This window comes from Cupriavidus sp. PB-02 (assembly GCF_058252315.1).
On the sequence record NZ_CM177694.1, the window covers coordinates 3432364 to 3448890 of the forward strand.

At 61.6% G+C, this 16527-nt stretch carries 16 protein-coding genes and 1 tRNA gene; 7 read left to right on the top strand and 10 right to left on the bottom strand.

Features of this window, described 5'->3' with window-relative positions:
• The first annotated feature begins 413 nt into the window (after positions 1-413).
• The gene (locus AC10V3_RS16135) at positions 414-647 is read left to right on the top strand and encodes a hypothetical protein (protein ID WP_490922532.1); all 234 of its coding nucleotides are present in this window, start codon (positions 414-416) and stop codon (positions 645-647) included.
• 20 nt (positions 648-667) lie between these two features.
• Here AC10V3_RS16135 and AC10V3_RS16140 read toward each other — a convergent pair whose 3' ends face one another.
• The gene (locus AC10V3_RS16140; RefSeq protein WP_490922534.1) at positions 668-973 is read right to left on the bottom strand and encodes a hypothetical protein; all 306 of its coding nucleotides are present in this window, start codon (positions 971-973) and stop codon (positions 668-670) included.
• 227 nt (positions 974-1200) lie between these two features.
• Here AC10V3_RS16140 and AC10V3_RS16145 point away from each other — a divergent pair, with 227 nt between their 5' ends.
• Positions 1201-2061 (top strand): transglutaminase-like domain-containing protein, encoded by an 861-nt coding sequence (locus tag AC10V3_RS16145; protein ID WP_490922536.1) that lies wholly within the window; start codon positions 1201-1203, stop codon positions 2059-2061.
• A 170-nt stretch (positions 2062-2231) separates the two neighbouring features.
• Here AC10V3_RS16145 and rffA read toward each other — a convergent pair whose 3' ends face one another.
• The 6 genes from rffA to AC10V3_RS16175 form a co-directional block, all read right to left on the bottom strand.
• Positions 2232-3407, bottom strand: a complete 1176-nt coding sequence (gene rffA, locus AC10V3_RS16150) for a dTDP-4-amino-4,6-dideoxygalactose transaminase (RefSeq protein ID WP_490922537.1) — start codon at positions 3405-3407, stop codon at positions 2232-2234.
• Between the two features lie 75 nt (positions 3408-3482).
• Positions 3483-3905, bottom strand: a complete 423-nt coding sequence (locus AC10V3_RS16155; RefSeq protein WP_490922538.1) for a GtrA family protein — start codon at positions 3903-3905, stop codon at positions 3483-3485.
• 67 nt (positions 3906-3972) lie between these two features.
• On the bottom strand, positions 3973-4644 hold the full coding sequence (locus AC10V3_RS16160) for an acetyltransferase (RefSeq protein WP_490922539.1): 672 nt from the start codon (positions 4642-4644) through the stop codon (positions 3973-3975).
• A complete protein-coding gene (locus AC10V3_RS16165) occupies positions 4641-5570 on the bottom strand; it encodes a glycosyltransferase (protein ID WP_490922541.1) in 930 nt (309 codons plus the stop codon). Before AC10V3_RS16165 ends, AC10V3_RS16160 begins: the two co-directional genes overlap by 4 nt.
• Before the next feature lie 2 nt (positions 5571-5572).
• A complete protein-coding gene (locus tag AC10V3_RS16170) occupies positions 5573-6262 on the bottom strand; it encodes a WbqC family protein (protein ID WP_490922542.1) in 690 nt (229 codons plus the stop codon).
• A complete protein-coding gene (locus AC10V3_RS16175; protein ID WP_490922544.1) occupies positions 6259-7218 on the bottom strand; it encodes a hypothetical protein in 960 nt (319 codons plus the stop codon). Before AC10V3_RS16175 ends, AC10V3_RS16170 begins: the two co-directional genes overlap by 4 nt.
• Positions 7219-8095: 877 nt before the next feature.
• On the opposite strand from AC10V3_RS16175, the gene AC10V3_RS16180 reads away from it, so the two are divergent.
• Positions 8096-8170, top strand: a tRNA-Gly gene (locus AC10V3_RS16180).
• A 67-nt stretch (positions 8171-8237) separates the two neighbouring features.
• A complete protein-coding gene (gene trmB / locus AC10V3_RS16185; protein ID WP_490922545.1) occupies positions 8238-9026 on the top strand; it encodes a tRNA (guanosine(46)-N7)-methyltransferase TrmB in 789 nt (262 codons plus the stop codon).
• 72 nt (positions 9027-9098) lie between these two features.
• On the opposite strand, the gene AC10V3_RS16190 is transcribed toward trmB, so the two are convergent.
• From AC10V3_RS16190 to AC10V3_RS16200, 3 genes are all read right to left on the bottom strand, one after another.
• Positions 9099-9980, bottom strand: a complete 882-nt coding sequence (locus AC10V3_RS16190; RefSeq protein WP_022536290.1) for an undecaprenyl-diphosphate phosphatase — start codon at positions 9978-9980, stop codon at positions 9099-9101.
• A gap of 80 nt (positions 9981-10060) precedes the next feature.
• The gene (locus AC10V3_RS16195) at positions 10061-10621 is read right to left on the bottom strand and encodes a DUF1439 domain-containing protein (RefSeq protein WP_022536291.1); all 561 of its coding nucleotides are present in this window, start codon (positions 10619-10621) and stop codon (positions 10061-10063) included.
• Positions 10622-10676: 55 nt separating this feature from the next.
• The gene (locus AC10V3_RS16200; RefSeq protein WP_022536292.1) at positions 10677-10982 is read right to left on the bottom strand and encodes a YkgJ family cysteine cluster protein; all 306 of its coding nucleotides are present in this window, start codon (positions 10980-10982) and stop codon (positions 10677-10679) included.
• Between the two features lie 264 nt (positions 10983-11246).
• Between AC10V3_RS16200 and AC10V3_RS16205 the strand changes: the two genes are divergently transcribed.
• Genes AC10V3_RS16205 through AC10V3_RS16215 form a run of 3 tightly spaced genes read left to right on the top strand, consistent with a single transcriptional unit; the run spans position 11247 to position 16421 of the window.
• Positions 11247-12044, top strand: a complete 798-nt coding sequence (locus tag AC10V3_RS16205; RefSeq protein WP_490922546.1) for a TetR/AcrR family transcriptional regulator — start codon at positions 11247-11249, stop codon at positions 12042-12044.
• Positions 12041-13165: an efflux RND transporter periplasmic adaptor subunit gene (locus AC10V3_RS16210; protein ID WP_490922547.1), complete on the top strand. Its 1125-nt coding sequence runs from the start codon at positions 12041-12043 to the stop codon at positions 13163-13165. The genes AC10V3_RS16205 and AC10V3_RS16210 overlap by 4 nt, the downstream gene beginning before the upstream one ends.
• Positions 13166-13172: 7 nt before the next feature.
• Complete coding sequence (locus AC10V3_RS16215; RefSeq protein ID WP_490922548.1) at positions 13173-16421, top strand: efflux RND transporter permease subunit; 3249 nt, start codon at positions 13173-13175, stop codon at positions 16419-16421.
• The last annotated feature ends 106 nt before the right edge of the window (positions 16422-16527 follow it).

Below are 16527 nucleotides of genomic sequence, written 5' to 3' on the forward strand. Positions count from 1 at the left end.
ACATCGACATATGCGGTGTGCGTACTGCGTGAGTAGACCCGCTCTGCGGGCGCTTAGCAAGGACTCATTTTGCAAGAATTGTTGCGCCTGGAGTCTTAATTGCGGACTCACCACAAGTTTCCTGATCAACACCATGCGGCACGTTCAGGCACGCTCGGTTTAGCCGAGCTCGCACTTAGCTGTGCTGAAGCACTTAGAGACGGTTTCTAAAGACCCCGAGGGGCTGTTCGCCAATCCGGCCGAAGACTATTGGGGCATGAACGAGTCCCACCTGACCGGCTACGCGCAGAAGAAGGTGATGGAGACCGGCGACCTGACCTGGAACGGCTACTACCTGATCGCGATGGCCTACCTGCGCGCCATCACGCTGATGCACGCCTTGCCCGGCGTGCGCACCGAGAGCGCGGTGCCAGGTGAAAGCGGACGCGCCGCCGGCCGACGTCAGGCTCTTCTACGCCTGCAAGCCCGTCACCGTCGACTGGCGCAAGGCGAAGTGGGAATCGGTGCCGATGAACCGGGATGGCGAAACCTATGCCGCAACCCTCGCGCTGCGCGCCAGGCATCGGCTGGCGTACTACGTGGAGGTGGAAGACGAAGGCAAGGGCGGAACGGTGTTCGTGAGTTCGCTGGTGAATTTGGCCAACTGAGACGGCCGCATCCGTACGCGTCAGCCAGGGTCCGGAGCAGCGCTGCGCCGGTGGGCGTCTTGCTGCGCTTCGAACGTCGCGATATCGTCGCGGGCCTTGGCAAGCCCATAGTCCAGAGCTGCCTCCACCGATGGGAACAGCGCCGTGCCCAGATTCAGTTCATAGGAGCACACGGTCGGAAAATTCGGACGCACAGGCGCGCCATCGGTACGGGCGATGGTGTACCGCACGGCATAGCCCGCGACGTCGGCCGACTCGGCTTCATCGGATTTCGGCTCTGCCCGGATCGAAACCCGGTGCTGGCCGATGACAACTTCCCTGTGCATGCCTCCCCCTGTACTGATGGTGACGCGGACGCGGGTGCGATGGCGCCATCTACCAGTATAGGTGCGGGCACGCGCTGCCCCCGCGTGCGGCGCCCTCCTCACCCGTGGCCCGCACAACGCGGCGAAGGTGCGTGCTGTGGCACTACACTGGAAAAGGCACGCATCGCCATCTTCCGAACGGAGGGAGCACTCACCTTCGTCCGACCAGCGCCAAGGCGGAACCTCAGATGAACCGACTCAGGTACGCGGCAAGCCTGTCCTACGAGGTCAGGGACGACATGGCAGACTTCCTGCTCAATATCGAAGCCGCCAGCACACCGCGGCAATCCATCGTTTCGGAGCGGCTGGCAATCTCCCCTGATCTCGAGGTTGCCCGCTACACCGATCCCGTGCTGGCAAACCGGCTGCTGAGGCTGCGCGCGCCTCAGGGCCGCCTTGCCATCCGCTACGAAGCGATCGTCGACATCGATCACCACCTGGAAGACGGCCACAAGCTGTCGGAAGTGCCCGTCACCGAACTGCCATTCGAGGTATTGCCTTACCTGGCGCCGAGCCGGTATTGCGAATCCGACCGCCTGATGGAGTTCGCCAACCGCGAGTTCGGCGGCATGCAGCCGGGCTATGCGCGCGTCTACGCCGTTCGCGAGTGGGTGCGCAACCATGTGCGCTTCCTGGCGCGCTCCACCAACGAACGCACCTCCGCGGCCGATACCATCGTGGAGCGCACCGGCGTCTGCAGGGATTTCGCCCACCTGATGATCGCCCTGTGCCGTGCACTGAGCATCCCGGCGCGCATGTCCAGCAGCCTGGACTATGGCGCGGATGCGCGCGTGGGGGCGCCGGATTTCCATGCGGTGGTAGAGGTCTACCTGTCGCACCGGTGGTACCTGCTGGATCCGTCGGGGATTTCGATCCCTACGGGGCTGCTCCGCATCGGCACCGGCCGGGATGCCGCGGACATACCGTTTGCGGCCATCTTCGGCCAGGTGGAATCCGAGCGGCCGCTGGTGGAGATCGAGCCGCTGACTGACGCGGCGGCCGGGATCGGGATGCCGGTTTTTACGCCAAAGGCGATTTCGACCTGGTAGCGCGCCGGCAAGCACTTATTCTGAGAGCCGGCGAGCAGAGCACGGGCGAGTTGGCTTCCGCGGCGCGCTCGACAAATGCATGTGAAACGCAGGAAGTTACTGAAGCGCCTCTAGGCGATCATACGAGTCTGTTCAAATACAATGATCTGACAGGTGCGAACGTTTTTGCACTAGCGTAGCGCCAAGCGGATTGCATCGCGCAACGCTCCAACCACTTCGGCTTGCTGAGCCGCGTCAAGCCCTACCCAGAGCGGCAAACGAATCAGGCGGTAAGCCAGGTCCTCCGTATTGGGCAGCGCACCTGCCGCTCGCCCGAAAGATCTTCCCGCCGGAGAAGAATGCAATGGGACATAGTGGAACACCGCGCCAATGCCACGACTCTTCAGTTCGGACAGCACCCGCTGGCGCTCAATGTGCGGCGCCAGCAAAATGTAATACATATGTGCGTTGTGCTCGCATTCCGATGGCACCCCCGGCCGCCGCAGCCATCCTTCCATCTCGAATTCCGCCAGTAGTAAGTGATAGCGCTGCCAGCTTTCCAGCCGATTTAGCGTGATCTCATCCGCGTGCTCGAGTTGCGCCCATAGAAAGGCCGCGATCAGTTCGCCGGGAAGGAACGACGACCCCACGTCCTGCCACGTGTACTTATCAACTTCACCACGGAAAAAGCGACTTCTATCCGTGCCCTTCTCGCGAATAATCTCTGCCTTGGTGACATAGTCCGGCACATTGACCAGCAGGCTCCCGCCTTCGCCTGAAATGACGTTCTTGGTCTCGTGGAAACTGTATGCACCGAAATGACCAATTGCGCCGAGAGCCCGGCCACGATATCGGGCCGTTACACCTTGCGCGGCATCCTCGATTACCGTGAGTTGACGATGCCGGGCGATATCCATAATCACGTCCATTTCGCAACCGACGCCGGCATAGTGCACCGGTACGATGGCCCTCGTCCGAGGCGTAATGGCAGCTTCGATTTGCTGCTCGTCCAGGTTCAGCGTGTCCGGACGAATGTCGACGAAGACAGGCACACCACCACGCAACACAAAGGCGTTCGCTGTGGAGACAAAGGTGTAAGACGGCATGATCACTTCATCTCCCGGCCGGATGTCAGCAAGGATCGCAGACATCTCCAACGCTGCCGTGCACGAGTGGGACAGCAACGCCCTACTTGTGCCAGTACTCCGCTCCAGCCATGCATGACAACGCTTCGTGAACACTCCGTCGCCGGCAAGGTGAAGATTGGCATGTGCCTCCGCAATGTAGCCGAGTTCGCGGCCGGTCATGTGAGGCTTGTTGAATGGAATATGGATCATTGGTGATTCGGTTTTGCGCTGTTGCGACATAGAATTTTGCTATTTTCAGTTCCAGTGGTTCACGCGAAGCCAAGCCCTTCGACTCTGGATCTCGCCCGTCTTCTGCTAAGGCTGTTGCGGCTTGGACACCGGAAACACAAACAGCTTGAAGGCCACGAACAGAAATCCCGCCACAATGAATACAGCGACGATTTGCACAAGCTGGTAGGGGTAGCCCCACAAATCAACCAGAACGAAAAGCAACGCTAGATTGATTAGATACCCTGCAACATGCGCACATACGAATCTGAAGCCGGATCCAAGAAAATCATCCGTTGACCCGAAAGTCCAGCGACGATTTCCGAAGAATCCCACCACGACTCCTGAAAGATAGAGCAATGACATCGCAACTTTATGCTCTATCCCATAGTGTGTAAGCAGAACAAAAATCACATACCCGGAAATATTTACGATGGCGCCTACCACACCATAGCGAACCAGTTCCCCCGCAAGTCGTCCCCAGCTACCCCGCATTAAAATCTTATCCATTCCCATTCACCGCTCATCCCGGATTCCGCAGCGCAGGAGACCGCGTGACGGCACAAGTCGATGATCTCTACGCATCGTTCACCGTCACACCGACGCCCGCATCGAGCTTACGGATCAACCTTGCGGGGCTACCATGGTATTGCGCAAGATCATGCGTGTTCTTGTTCACCAACGACAGAGCGCCGACGATGGTCTCATTGCCGATTTTCAATCGCTGCGTGATAACGGCTGAAAATCCTATAAAGTTCTTATTGCCAACGGTCACACCACCGCCGACTGTCACATTCGATGCGATGAAATTGTGGCTACCGATAACGGAGTCGTGACATATAGTCGCATTGGACCAGATCACGTTATTGGCGGCCACTCGAGTCCCTGTTTCAATCACAGCACCTGGCATTACGATGTTGTTGTCGCCAAGCTCCACGTCGCCCGCCACGTAGCTGCTCGGGCAAATCAGATTCGGGAGGCAATATCCCAGCTGGCGAGCGGCAAGATAAGCAGCTTCTCGGCCGCGCATCGTCCGGTACCCCACGGCAACGAACATGGATACCGAACTGGTGGGGAATTGTTTCTGCGCGTCTTCCGGCGACAGTACCGGCAGAGACTCGAACAGAGCGTTCGTCCGATACTGTGGATGCACCACGAAGCCAACTACCCGCATTCCTAGTTCGCGCTCGGCATACCGGCGCACTAGGCTGGCAAATGGGCCCGCACCAAAGATCAAGAGGTCAGTCATCCCCGGCCCTCCTGGTACACCCTGCGCACAATGGCTGTGGGACGCCCCTTGACCTCCAGGTATATTTTCGACACATAGATACCCACAATGCCAAGCGCGAATATGATAATTCCGCCGATCATGAACAGGGCCGCCATCAGAGATGTCCAACCAAGGAATACGTGCCCCCAGACGAGCTTGCGCACAAAGAGGTAGACGATGGCGAAAAATGCGCCGGTAGAGAACAGCAACCCGAGATAAAAGATCAATACTAGCGGCTTGCTGCTAAAGGACGTAATCGCCTCCACAGCCATCGCCGCCCGCTTACGGAAGGTGTAGGAAGAGTTCCCATCGAAAGTCTTTGTCGCCACTACCCGACGCTGCCTGAACCCGGCGTCAGCCCAGATCGCAGGAAAAAACACTTCCTTTTCTGCATACAGGATCAGCGCATCCACATAATTGCGCTTCATCAAGCGTGCAACGATATCCCGGTCCGACAGCTTCACGTTCGAGAACATATTGAAGACCTTATAGAAAAGATCACTGGTCATGCCCTTCCAGAGAGGCAATGTCTTCTCTGTCAACTGGCCAACGATAACGTCCGTTTCCTTGTCGTCCTCCATCGCTTGCCAGAAGCGCCCTAGATTCTCCGGCTCCTCTTCAAGGTCCACGTCAGTTAGAAACACACGCTCGCCTTGTGCATGCCGCAGCCCGCACATTAGTGCCCGGTGTTGTCCGAAATTCCGAGCGAGATCTATCACGACGACGCGCGCATCCTGCTCAGCGACCCTTCTCGCGACAGCAAGTGAATCGTCGGGCGAGCCATCATTGACAAAAATAATCTCAAATTTCGAGGTCAGTGTCTCTGCGACCGCTACGATACGGCGGTAGAACTCGTCAATGTAGCGCGAGGAGCGATACAGTGTAGTAACAACGGACAATTCCATGCTCACGCCACCTTAATGTATTCTTTCGCCCGTGGACCGGTGCAGAACAACAGATCCAGGATGCTTACACTGTGATCGAACGGAGGAAATAGCTGGCAATACTCCGGGTAGCCGCTGTAGTCCATCCAGGCAACCTGAATACCCTTCGCCTCGAACGCGGCTTCGTCCAAGTACTGACGTGCAGCTGGGCCAGACAAATACACGTTCGCGTTCGCCTGTTGACAGATATTGACAAGCCGCATCGTACGATCTCCGGACAAGTCGTAATCGCGGGACGAAGAAATCTTAGTATCGATAGCGACCAGATTGCAGATAACCCGGATGAATAACAGATTGATGTCGCTGAGCAATTCAAGCTTGCCCGCCTGCAAATACGTATCTTCGATCACATCTGCGTAGTACCTGAAATGAGGCGCCTTTGCATAATTATTGGCAATCGCCTTCCAATGCTTCACCGCCCAACGCGAATCCAAAACGCGAGTTTCACTGATTTTTTGCCCAAGGCACTCTTGGCGAACGGGAATACTGAGCCATTCGGTCCCGCTGCGTGTCTTGATTTTGTTTCGGTTTCGCCAGTCGTTCTTAGTGTATTGAACCTCATCGTAGATGAGAAACTCATCAACGGCAGCCAGCATATCGAAATACCCTTTCCAGGGTATGTAATTGGACTGAAGGATTGCTACTGTCTTCATGAAGCCACTTGAGGGGAAATCGAGCTTCGAGCGCGAAACCGATATGCCAGCATCTTATTGAAGACGACAACAGCGAAAACAAGAAATGCAAATCGAAGTACGAAGAAGTACCTACTCTCTACGTGAGCAATGGCCGTGCTGAGAGAGACGGCACAGAAAGCAGTCGAAACGAATATTGCCAACCAGCGCTCTCGGGTGAGCAACGATAATAAAGAAATCAATGCAATGAGGATGTAGATAGCCTGAAATTGCACGATCTCGGCATGACTGTAATTCAGAATTCTTGGTGTCACATCGAATGGAGCGCGACCAGAGTAAACAGCCCAATAAAACTTGGTTAGTCCATGATAGAATTTTATCGCAAAGTACTGAAGCGCCGAGACGGGTTCCGCAAGATTTGACAAATAGGACGATTCCACTGGATCGGTAAATGCCACCAATTCGACAACCGGTTGGCGGTTAGCAGGCGCAAAAACCTCCATCGCCTTCCAACTGTATAGCCACATCTCACCTGAGTGATGGTAAACCCACACAATCTGTAACAACCCCAAAGACGCCCCCATCCCAAACCAAAAAACCGCTTGGAGATTCTTCGTGAAATCGCGTCTCCCGCCAAGTATCAACCAGTTCCCAACGAGGAAAACAATGGCGGTCGCGTAGTTTTGCTTCAGTAGGACTGAAGCGCCCGCCAACAACCCAGCAAACACCAGCGGGACAGGCCTTCGCGTGTTTCGCTGCGCGACCAAAATCGCGATAGCCGCCACAAACAGCGCAAGACTTTGATGATCGGCAAGCCGTACCGGAATAAATCCTATGGAAAAGAAAGCTGTCGAGGCGCAAAACAAACCTTCCCCGATTCTGACACCGATCGTACGCTCACCTCTTCGTCCGCCGGAAAGCTCACGGATTATTTTCACCCCAGAAAACAGCAGAACTGCGAGAAGCAACAAGTTCATCAGCAGAGTCACATAGCTGATCGTAACCTGGTCAGTCGAAAACAATAGCGGAAAGGAATAATACAATACTATTCCAATAGGCCGATATTTGTGATAACAAAGTTCAGCGGAGCCCCCAACCCCGGACAGATACTCGGTACACCGCTCTGCGAGCTCCAGATACTGGTCAGCGTCACCCAGTGATGGAAAGTCCATAATTCTTTGCCTCAGATCACTTATGACAAAACATCGTTATATATTAATATTTTTTTGATCGTACGATCATCGGCGACGCACAAGTAACCCAGCAGAGAGGTAACACTTACCGTGCACCCTTCGGAAGTAGCGTCACCCATAGCAGGCGCAAGAAGCTTCTAACTTTCCATAGCCCCTAGAATGGGAGAATATTTAAAACCCATAATTGGTCAGGCTAGTGAACAATCCCATACCTCCTGCCTGTCTGAAGACGGCGCGATGTCACCTGGCGCGATGATGGCATGGCCTGACAGCAATGGCGACGACAATGGATCCTTGCCATACTCCTGACAGCGGGAAGCCCATGTATCCTCACCGGCGTCGATCTTCAGCTCTCCACTCGGCCAGCAATCCATTCAATAGCGACCTTGTCCCGAGCCCATCCTGTCAACGAATGAGCGGGGATATAACTGCCGCGACTCACCGCCGTGCGCCTTCGCCATCACTAAAGCGCGAAGACCAACCGGCCCACCGACCGGGCACACATCCGGGAAGACCGAGGAACCGCATATGGTACCTCAGATCAAAAAGGGGACCGCGGCAAGCGCATCGCACCGACGAAGTGGATAGTGGAGCGGGCTATAGGGTGCGGAGCATAGACTGCCCGGAGAATCATGCTAGAATCCGCTCCGAATAAGCCATAGCGGGCGTCGTATAATGGCTATTACCTTAGCTTCCCAAGCTAAAGACGTGGGTTCGATTCCCATCGCCCGCTCCACCTCCAGTCGAGACAAGCCGCCTTTGCCACCGTTACGGTGATCTGCCCGGCGGCTTTTTTTGTTGCCATGCTTCCCCAAGACCCCAGCACCGAACCGACGCCGGCCGACGAGGCCACGCCGGTAGACAGCGCCGGACAAGCGTCCGCTCCCTCCCCCACCGATCCTGAAGGCGTTGCGCATCCGCGCCGGATCCGTTCGTTCGTGCGTCGCGCGGGACGGACGTCGACGGGGCAGCAGCGTGCCATCGATGAAGTCGGGCCGCGCATGATGGTGCCCTATGCGCCGCAACCGCTGGACTGGGACGCGGTGTTCGGCCGCAAGGCGCCGGCGATCCTGGAGATCGGCTTTGGCATGGGCGAGACCACCGCGCATATCGCCGGGCTGCGTCCGCAGGACAACTTCCTCGGCTGCGAGGTGCACGAGCCCGGCGTGGGCGCCCTGCTCAAGCTAATCGACGAGCGCGGCCTCAACAACGTGCGGATCCTCCAACACGATGCGGTGGAAGTGATCGCCCATATGCTGACCGACGACAGCCTGGACGGCGTGCATATTTATTTCCCCGATCCCTGGCACAAGAAGCGTCACAACAAGCGCCGGCTGGTGCAGCCGCCGCTGGTGAAGCTGCTGGCCGCGCGCCTGAAGCCGGGCGGCTATATCCACTGTGCGACCGACTGGGAAGAGTACGCGCACCAGATGGTGGAAGTGCTGTCGCGCGAGGCGTTGCTTGAAAACACCTCCACCGCCCCGGACGGTTTTTCCGAGCGGCCGGACTACCGGCCCGTCACCAAGTTCGAGCGGCGCGGCGTGCGGCTCGGGCACGGCGTGTGGGACGTGGTGTTCCGCAAGCGCGGCTGAGCCCGGACGCGACCGACAAAAAAGGCGTGGCACCCGGCCACGCCTTTTTCTTTGCCCGAACGGCTCGGCCGCTCAGGCGTGCCAGGTCACCAGGCCCGAGTACGCCGTCGCCAGCACCACGATGCCGAACGCGATGCGATACCAGGCAAACGGCTTGAAGTCGTGCGTGGCCACAAAGCGCAGCAGCCAGCGCACGCACAGGAAGGCGGACAGGAAAGCAAAGACGAAGCCCACTGCGAAGATACCGAGATCATCGCCGTTCAGCAGCGAGCGCGCCTTGTACAGCTCATAGACCGTGGCGCCGAAGATCACCGGGATCGCCAGGAAGAACGAGAACTCGGTCGCGACCTTCCGCGACAGCCCGAACAGCATGCCGCCGATGATGGTGGCGCCAGAGCGCGACGTGCCCGGCACCAGCGCAAAGCACTGCGCCAGGCCGACCTTGAGCGAGTCGCGCCAGTTCAGGTCATCGACCGATTCGATGCGCGGGGCGCCGGCCTTGGCGGCTTCCAGCAGCGCGTTGCCTTGCGGGTGCGAAACCGTGCCGCGGCGCGCGTCGCGCCATTCGGCCAGCAAAATGATCACACCGCCGACGATAAACGCCATTGCCACCGAGATCGGGTTGAACAGGTGGGCCTTGATCCATTTGCCGAAGATAAAGGCCAGCAGGATTGCCGGCACAGAGGCGATCACGACGTTGGCGGCGAAGCGCTGCGCCTGAGGGTCGGAGCCCAGGCCGCGCACGACGTTGCCGATGCGCGCGCGGAACTCCCAGCAGACCGCCAGGATCGCGCCGAACTGGATCACGATCTCGAAGATCTTGCCCTTCTCGTCGTTGAAGTCGAGCAGCTGGCCCGCCAGGATCAGGTGGCCGGTGCTCGAGATGGGGAGGAACTCGGTCAGTCCTTCGACGATGCCGAGTATCACGGCTTTCAGGGCAAGTGCGATGTCCATGCGGAACGGAGAGAGACGTTGTCATGGGCGTTGCCCGGCATGCGTGCCGGGCCGCCTGTATTGTTGTTTGAGCGCCCCGATCAGGGACGGTTGATCTTGACGTTGATGCCGTCAGGCAAAACGGTGATTGTACCGGGCTCCACCTGCGTGCCGGCAACCCGCAGTTGGTCTTCGCGGAAGGTATAGAGCGGATAGCCCTGCAGCAGCTGCTCGGCCAGGATGCCGCCCAGCGCATTGAGCTGGCGCGAGAACTGCACGGGCATGCCCTGCACGTCAAAGCGCTGCACTTCGGGATCCTGCAGCACCAGCGAGCGCGTGGGCTCGTCATAGCGCAGGCCACTGTCCAGCGCGAAACGCCCGCTCAGGGCACGGGGGAAGAACAGCTTGTTGTCGACGGTGGCGTCGAACTGCACGTTGACGCGGTTGCGCGTCGGGTCCAGCGTCAGGCGCGGGTTGGTCAGTTGGATGTCGAACAGCTCCATATAGCGCTTGTTGAACGGGAACTTGCGCTCCAGCGCCGCCTGCAGCTGGCTTTGCGAGAAGGTGTATTCGCTGCGGAACGCACCGCAGGCGGCCAGCCCCAGCGCCAGTGTGGCCGCGGCCGACGCGGCAAGCCAGCGCCGTCGGGAAGTCCGGATCATCAAATTGCCTCCGATTACAGGATGTCGGGCGTGTGCGCCGGCACGGCGGCGGGCGTCACACGCGCGGACCGGGCCGGGCGGACGTGGCCTGCGGCGCGGTCAGGATTTCGAGTCGGGTCAGCCAGTGCAGCGCGGCTTCGCGCGTGTCGCCGCACATTTCGGCCGACGGCTTCAGGCCGGCACAGAACGCGGGCCGGTCGAGCCTGCCGAACACCGCGCAGCGCATATCTGGCAACAGCTGCACGCAGGGCACGCCGGCCGGCTTGCCGTCGGGCATGCCGGGCAGCGGCGAGGCGATCGACGGGGCAATGCAGCAGGCGCCGCAGCCCGCGCGGCAAGGGTGGTCTGACCGACAACTCATCGCAATGATTCAGGGAACGGCCGCACGAAAAGGAAACCGGCGGCGCGCTTGAAGTCACCATTGTGCCCGAAGGGCCCCTGGTGTCCTGTAAGAAAAGGCAAGCGTCGTGCAAGCCAGCGCAAGCCCTCGCCCTTAAGGGCATCAAGCATCACATGTATCACATTCGCCTCCGTGTGTACCCGGAGGCGGCTGCCGGGCGCTTGACCCTCCCATAGCGCTACTCTACATTACTGACCGACAAGTTATTAACAACCATCACCCCCCGTGCCCCGCAGTACCCGCAACACACCCGTGAAAACGCCCGCCGATCCGCACAAAGACGCCGACGCCCCGCGCTGGAGCCGCCGCAAGGCCGCCCGCCCGCAGGAACTGGTGGCCGCCGCGCTCGAACTGTTCGTGGAGCGCGGCTACGCCGCCACGCGCCTGGAAGACGTGGCCGCCGCGGCCGGCGTGTCCAAGGGCACGGTCTACCTGTATTTCGCCAATAAGGAAGAGCTGTTCAAGTCGGTGGTGCGCGAGAACCTGGTGCCAGCACTGGCGCGCGGCACGGACCTGGTCGACAAATATGAAGGCAGCACCCCCGAGCTGCTGCGCGAGCTGCTGCGCGGCTGGTGGGGTCTGATCGGTGCCACCACGGTGGCCGGGCTGACCAAGCTGATCATGGCCGAGTCGGGCAATTTCCCGGACATCGCCCGCTTCTACAACGAGGAAGTGATGGTGCCGGGCGACGAGCTGTTCGCCAGGGTGCTGGCCCGCGGGGTGGCCCGCGGCGAATTCCGCGCGATGCCGGCCAACCCCACCACCACGCTGATCTGCGCGCCGCTGGTGTTCCTGATGCTTTGGCAGCGCGCGCTGCGCGCCACCTCGGAAAAGGACATCGATCCGGAAGCCTTCCTCGACAACCTGCTCGATACGCTGCTGTTCGGGCTGACCGCCGGCGAAGCGCGCGATCGCCCGCTGCCGCCACAGAACGGCCCCTATGTCTGGGAACGCATCCGCGACGAAATGCTGGCGCAGCGCACCGCCGCCGAGCCCGAGTCCGAGCCCAATCCCAGAACATGAAGCGAAAGACCCTGCTGATCACCGCCGCCTGCGCCGTCATCGCACTGAGCGCCACGCTCGCGGTGCGCAAGGCCGGCAGCGCGCGCCAGCCGCAGCCGCAGCCGCAGCCGTCGGCGCAGGCCGCGGTGAACGTGGTGGAATTCCTGCAGACCGACCTGGTCAGCGCCGGCCGCCATGACCTGCAGGTCTCGCTGCCGCTGTCGGGCAGCCTGCGCGCGCTGAACCAGGCCTCGGTCAAGGCCAAGGTCTCCGGCGAGGTGCAGCAGGTGCTGGTGCGCGAAGGCGAGCCCGTGCGCGCCGGCCAGGTGATCGTGCGCATCGACCCGACCGAGTACGAGGCCAGGGTGGCGCAGGCGCGCGGGCAGATGCTGGCCATGCGCGGACAGTTCCGGAACTCGCACCAGACCTGGGAGCGCAACCGCGAGCTGGTCGGCAAGGGCTTTATCTCGAAGACCGCATTCGACAAGTACCAGTCCGACCTCGACGTGGCCCGCGCCAACCTCGATGCCGCACAGGGCGGCCTGGCCGTGGCGCAGAAGGCGCTGGCCGACACGGTGGTGAAGGCGCCGCTGGACGGCGTGGTGTCCGCGCGCGCGGTGCAGCCGGGCGAGAAGGTGTCGCCGGACACGCGCCTGGTCGACGTGGTGGACCTGCGCGTGCTGGAGCTGGAAGCGCCGATCCCGATGGCGGACGTCGCACGCGCCGCGGTCGGCCAGCCGGTCGAGCTCGACGTGGAAGGCGCCGGCCGCTTTACCGGCAAGCTGGTGCGCATCAACCCGGCGGTCAGCCAGGGCACGCGCAGCATCATGGTCTATATCCGCGTGGAGAACAGCGACGCCAGGTTGCGCGCCGGCATGTTCGCGCGTGGCGCGCTGGTGCTGGGCGAGCGCGCCGGCGTGGTGGCGGTGCCGGTGTCGGCGGTGCGCATGGAAAGCGAGCGTGCCTTCGTCTATGCCATCGACAAGGACACGCTGGCCGAACGGCCGGTGCAGCTGGGCATCCGCGATGAGGCCAGCGGACTGGTGGAGATCGTCTCCGGCCTCGATGCCGGCGCCGAGATCGTGCGCAACAACCTGGGCACGCTGCGCAGCGGCAGCCAGGTCAGGCGTGTGAAGGCCTGACGCCGCCATGTGGTTCACCCGCCTGTCCATTTGCAACCCGGTGCTGGCCACCATGATGATGATGGCCTTCATCGTGGTCGGGCTGTTCTCTTACCAGCGGCTGCCGGTCGACCAGTTTCCCGACATCACCTTCCCGGTGGTGGTGGTGCAGACCGAATACCCCGGCGCCGCGCCGGAGTCGGTCGAGTCCGACGTCACGCGCAAAGTCGAGGAGATCGTCAACACCATCTCGGGTATCGACGAGATCTTCTCGCACTCGTACCAGGGCACCTCGGTCGTCGTCATCAAGTTCGACCTCAGCGTCGATGTCGGCCAGGCTGCGCAGGACGTGCGCGACAAGATCGCGCTGATCCGCCCGCAGTTCCGTGACGAGGTCAAGGAGCCGCGCGTGCTGCGCTATGACCCATCCGACGCGCCGATCTTCTACCTGTCGGTGTCCAATGCGCCCGGCGCCAGCCGCAGTCAGCGCGAGCTGACCACGATCGCCGACCAGATCGTGCGCAAGCGGCTGGAGACGGTGCGCGGCGTAGGCGCGATCAATATCGTCGGCGGCACCAAGCGCGAGGTCGAGATCCGCATCCGGCCGGCACAGCTGGAGGCGCTGGGCATCGGCGTCGACCAGGTGATGAACGCGATCCGCAGCGAGAACCAGGAGCTGCCCGCGGGCGAGCTACGTTCCTCGGCGACGGAAACCGTGGTGCAGATCAAGGGCCGCGTGCCCACGCCCGACGCCTTCCGCCACATCATCGTCGCGCGCCGCGCCGGCCAGCCGGTCACGCTGGGCGAGATCGCCGACGTGCGCGACGGCCAGGAAGAGCAGGAGAGCCTGGCGCTGCTCGACGGCAAGCGCGCCCTCTTCCTCTCCGTGGTGAAAGCGCAGGGCCAGAACACCGTCGATACCGTCGACGGCCTGGTGCGCATGACCAACGAGGTGCGCAAGCTGGTGCCCGCCGGCGTGCAGCTCAACGTGGTCAACGACACCGCGCGCGGCATCCGCAGCAGCGTGAAGGAAGTGCAATCGACGCTGCTCGAAGGCGCATTCCTGACGGTGGCGATCGTGTTCCTGTTCCTCGGCTCCTGGCGCAGCACGGTGATCACCGGCCTGACGCTGCCGATCGCGCTGATCGGCACCTTCGGCGTGATGTATATGTGTGGCTTCACGCTCAACGTGATCACGCTGATGGCGCTGTCGCTGTGCGTAGGCCTGTTGATCGACGATGCCATCGTGGTGCGCGAGAACATCGTGCGCCACAATCTGATGGGCAAGGACCACCGCACGGCAGCGCTGGACGGCACCAACGAGATCGGGCTGGCGGTGCTAGCCACCACCTTCTCGATCGTGGCGGTGTTCCTGCCGGTGGGCTTCATGGGCGGCATCATCGGGCGCTTCTTCCACCAGTTCGGCATCACCGTGGTGGCGGCCGTGCTGATCTCGATGTTCGTCTCGTTCACGCTGGACCCGATGCTGTCCTCGGTCTGGCACGATCCCGACCTGCACGGTACCGGCAACAAGAAGAGCTGGTACGGACGCACGGTGGGGCGTTTGCTTGACTGGTTCTCGGCGCGGATGGACCGCCTCGGCAACGGCTACGCCGCCATGCTGGGCTGGGCGCTGAAGCACCGGCTGGCGACCGCGTTGATCGCGGTGGTGACCTTCTTCGGCAGCTTTGCTCTGGTACCGCTGATCGGCACGGAATTCGTGCCCAATGCGGATCTTGGCGAGACCCAGGTCGGCTTCACTACGCCGGTGGGCACGTCCATCGAAGTCACCGAGTCCAAGGTGCGGCAGGTGGAAGCGGCGCTGAAATCCTTCCCGGAAGTCGCCTACACCTACGCCACCATCAATTCGGGCAACGCCTCGGGCCGCAACAACGCGCTGGTGTCGGTGCGGCTGACCGAGCGGCGCGCGCGCAAGCTGACCACCGCGCAACTCAACCCGCTGATCCGCGAGCGGCTGGCGAGCATCGCCGGCATCACGCTGACCATGGTCGGCATGCCCGACGGCGCCGGCGGCCAGAAGGCGATCCAGGTATCGATCCAGGGCGACGACCTGGACGAACTGCGCCGGCTGTCGCAGGAGGCCAGCCGCCGCATGCGGGCGATCCAGGGACTGGCCGACCTGGATTCGAGCATGAAGGATGACCGCCCCACCATCGAGGTCCGCATCCGGCGCGAACTGGCCTCGGACCTGGGCGTCGGCGTGGCGCAGATCGGCAACGCACTGCGCCCGCTGCTGGCCGGCGACGCCATCAGCTCGTGGCGCGCACCGAACGACGAGAACTACGACGTACGCGTGCGCCTGCCCAAGGACGCGCGCACCGGCATGGCTGATCTGAACGGGCTGATGATCGCCAGCAGCCAGACCAACGGCGACGGCTCGCCGAAGATGGTGCCGCTGCGCCAGATCGCCGAGCTGGTGCCCACCACCGGCGCCAACCAGATCAGCCGGCGCGACCTGAACCGCGAGGTCGAACTGACCGCCAACGTCGCCGGGCGCTCGGCCGGCGAGGTGGCGCGCGACGTCAAGAGCACGCTCGACGGCATGACCTGGCCGGCCGGCTACAAGTACCGTTTCGGCGGCTCGACCAAGTCGATGAACGAGTCCTTCGGCTACGCCGTGTCGGCGCTGGCGCTGGCGGTGATCTTTATCTACATGATCCTGGCCTCGCAGTTCGCCAGCTTCTTCCAGCCGGTCGCCATCATGACCTCGCTGCCACTGACGCTGGTGGGGGTGTTCGCGGCGCTGCTGCTGTTCCGCTCGACGCTGAATATGTTCTCGATCATCGGCTTCATCATGCTGATGGGGCTGGTGACCAAGAACGCGATCCTGCTGGTGGACTTTGCCAACCAGGCCCGGCACGGCCATGTGGACGGCGCCGACGGCCGGCAGCCGCTGTCGCGGGAAGCGGCCCTGGTGGAGGCGGCGCGCGTGCGGCTGCGCCCGATCCTGATGACCACGCTGGCGATGATCTTCGGCATGGTGCCGCTGGCCTTCAGCCTGGGCGAAGGCGCCGAGCAGCGCGCGCCGATGGGCCAGACCGTGATCGGCGGGATCGTCACCTCGTCGATCCTGACGCTGGTGGTGGTGCCGGTGATCTATACGTATCTGGACGACCTGGCGGCGTGGTTGCGGCGGCTGTGGTTCGGCAAGGCCGCCGTGCAGCCCGCGGCGCACCCCTCAGGACATCCGCAGGCAAGCTCCGGCCAGCCCGCGGCCCCGGAACTGCCGGCGCCCAGGGAGGCCAGCGCGGAATGAGCCTGGCGGCGTCCGCAAGGTTAAAATAAAGGGTTTGATAAGACTGTCCGGCCGTGGGCACCGCGCGGCCGGCGCACAGAACGACAGCGGTTGGCCTTGGTAAGGA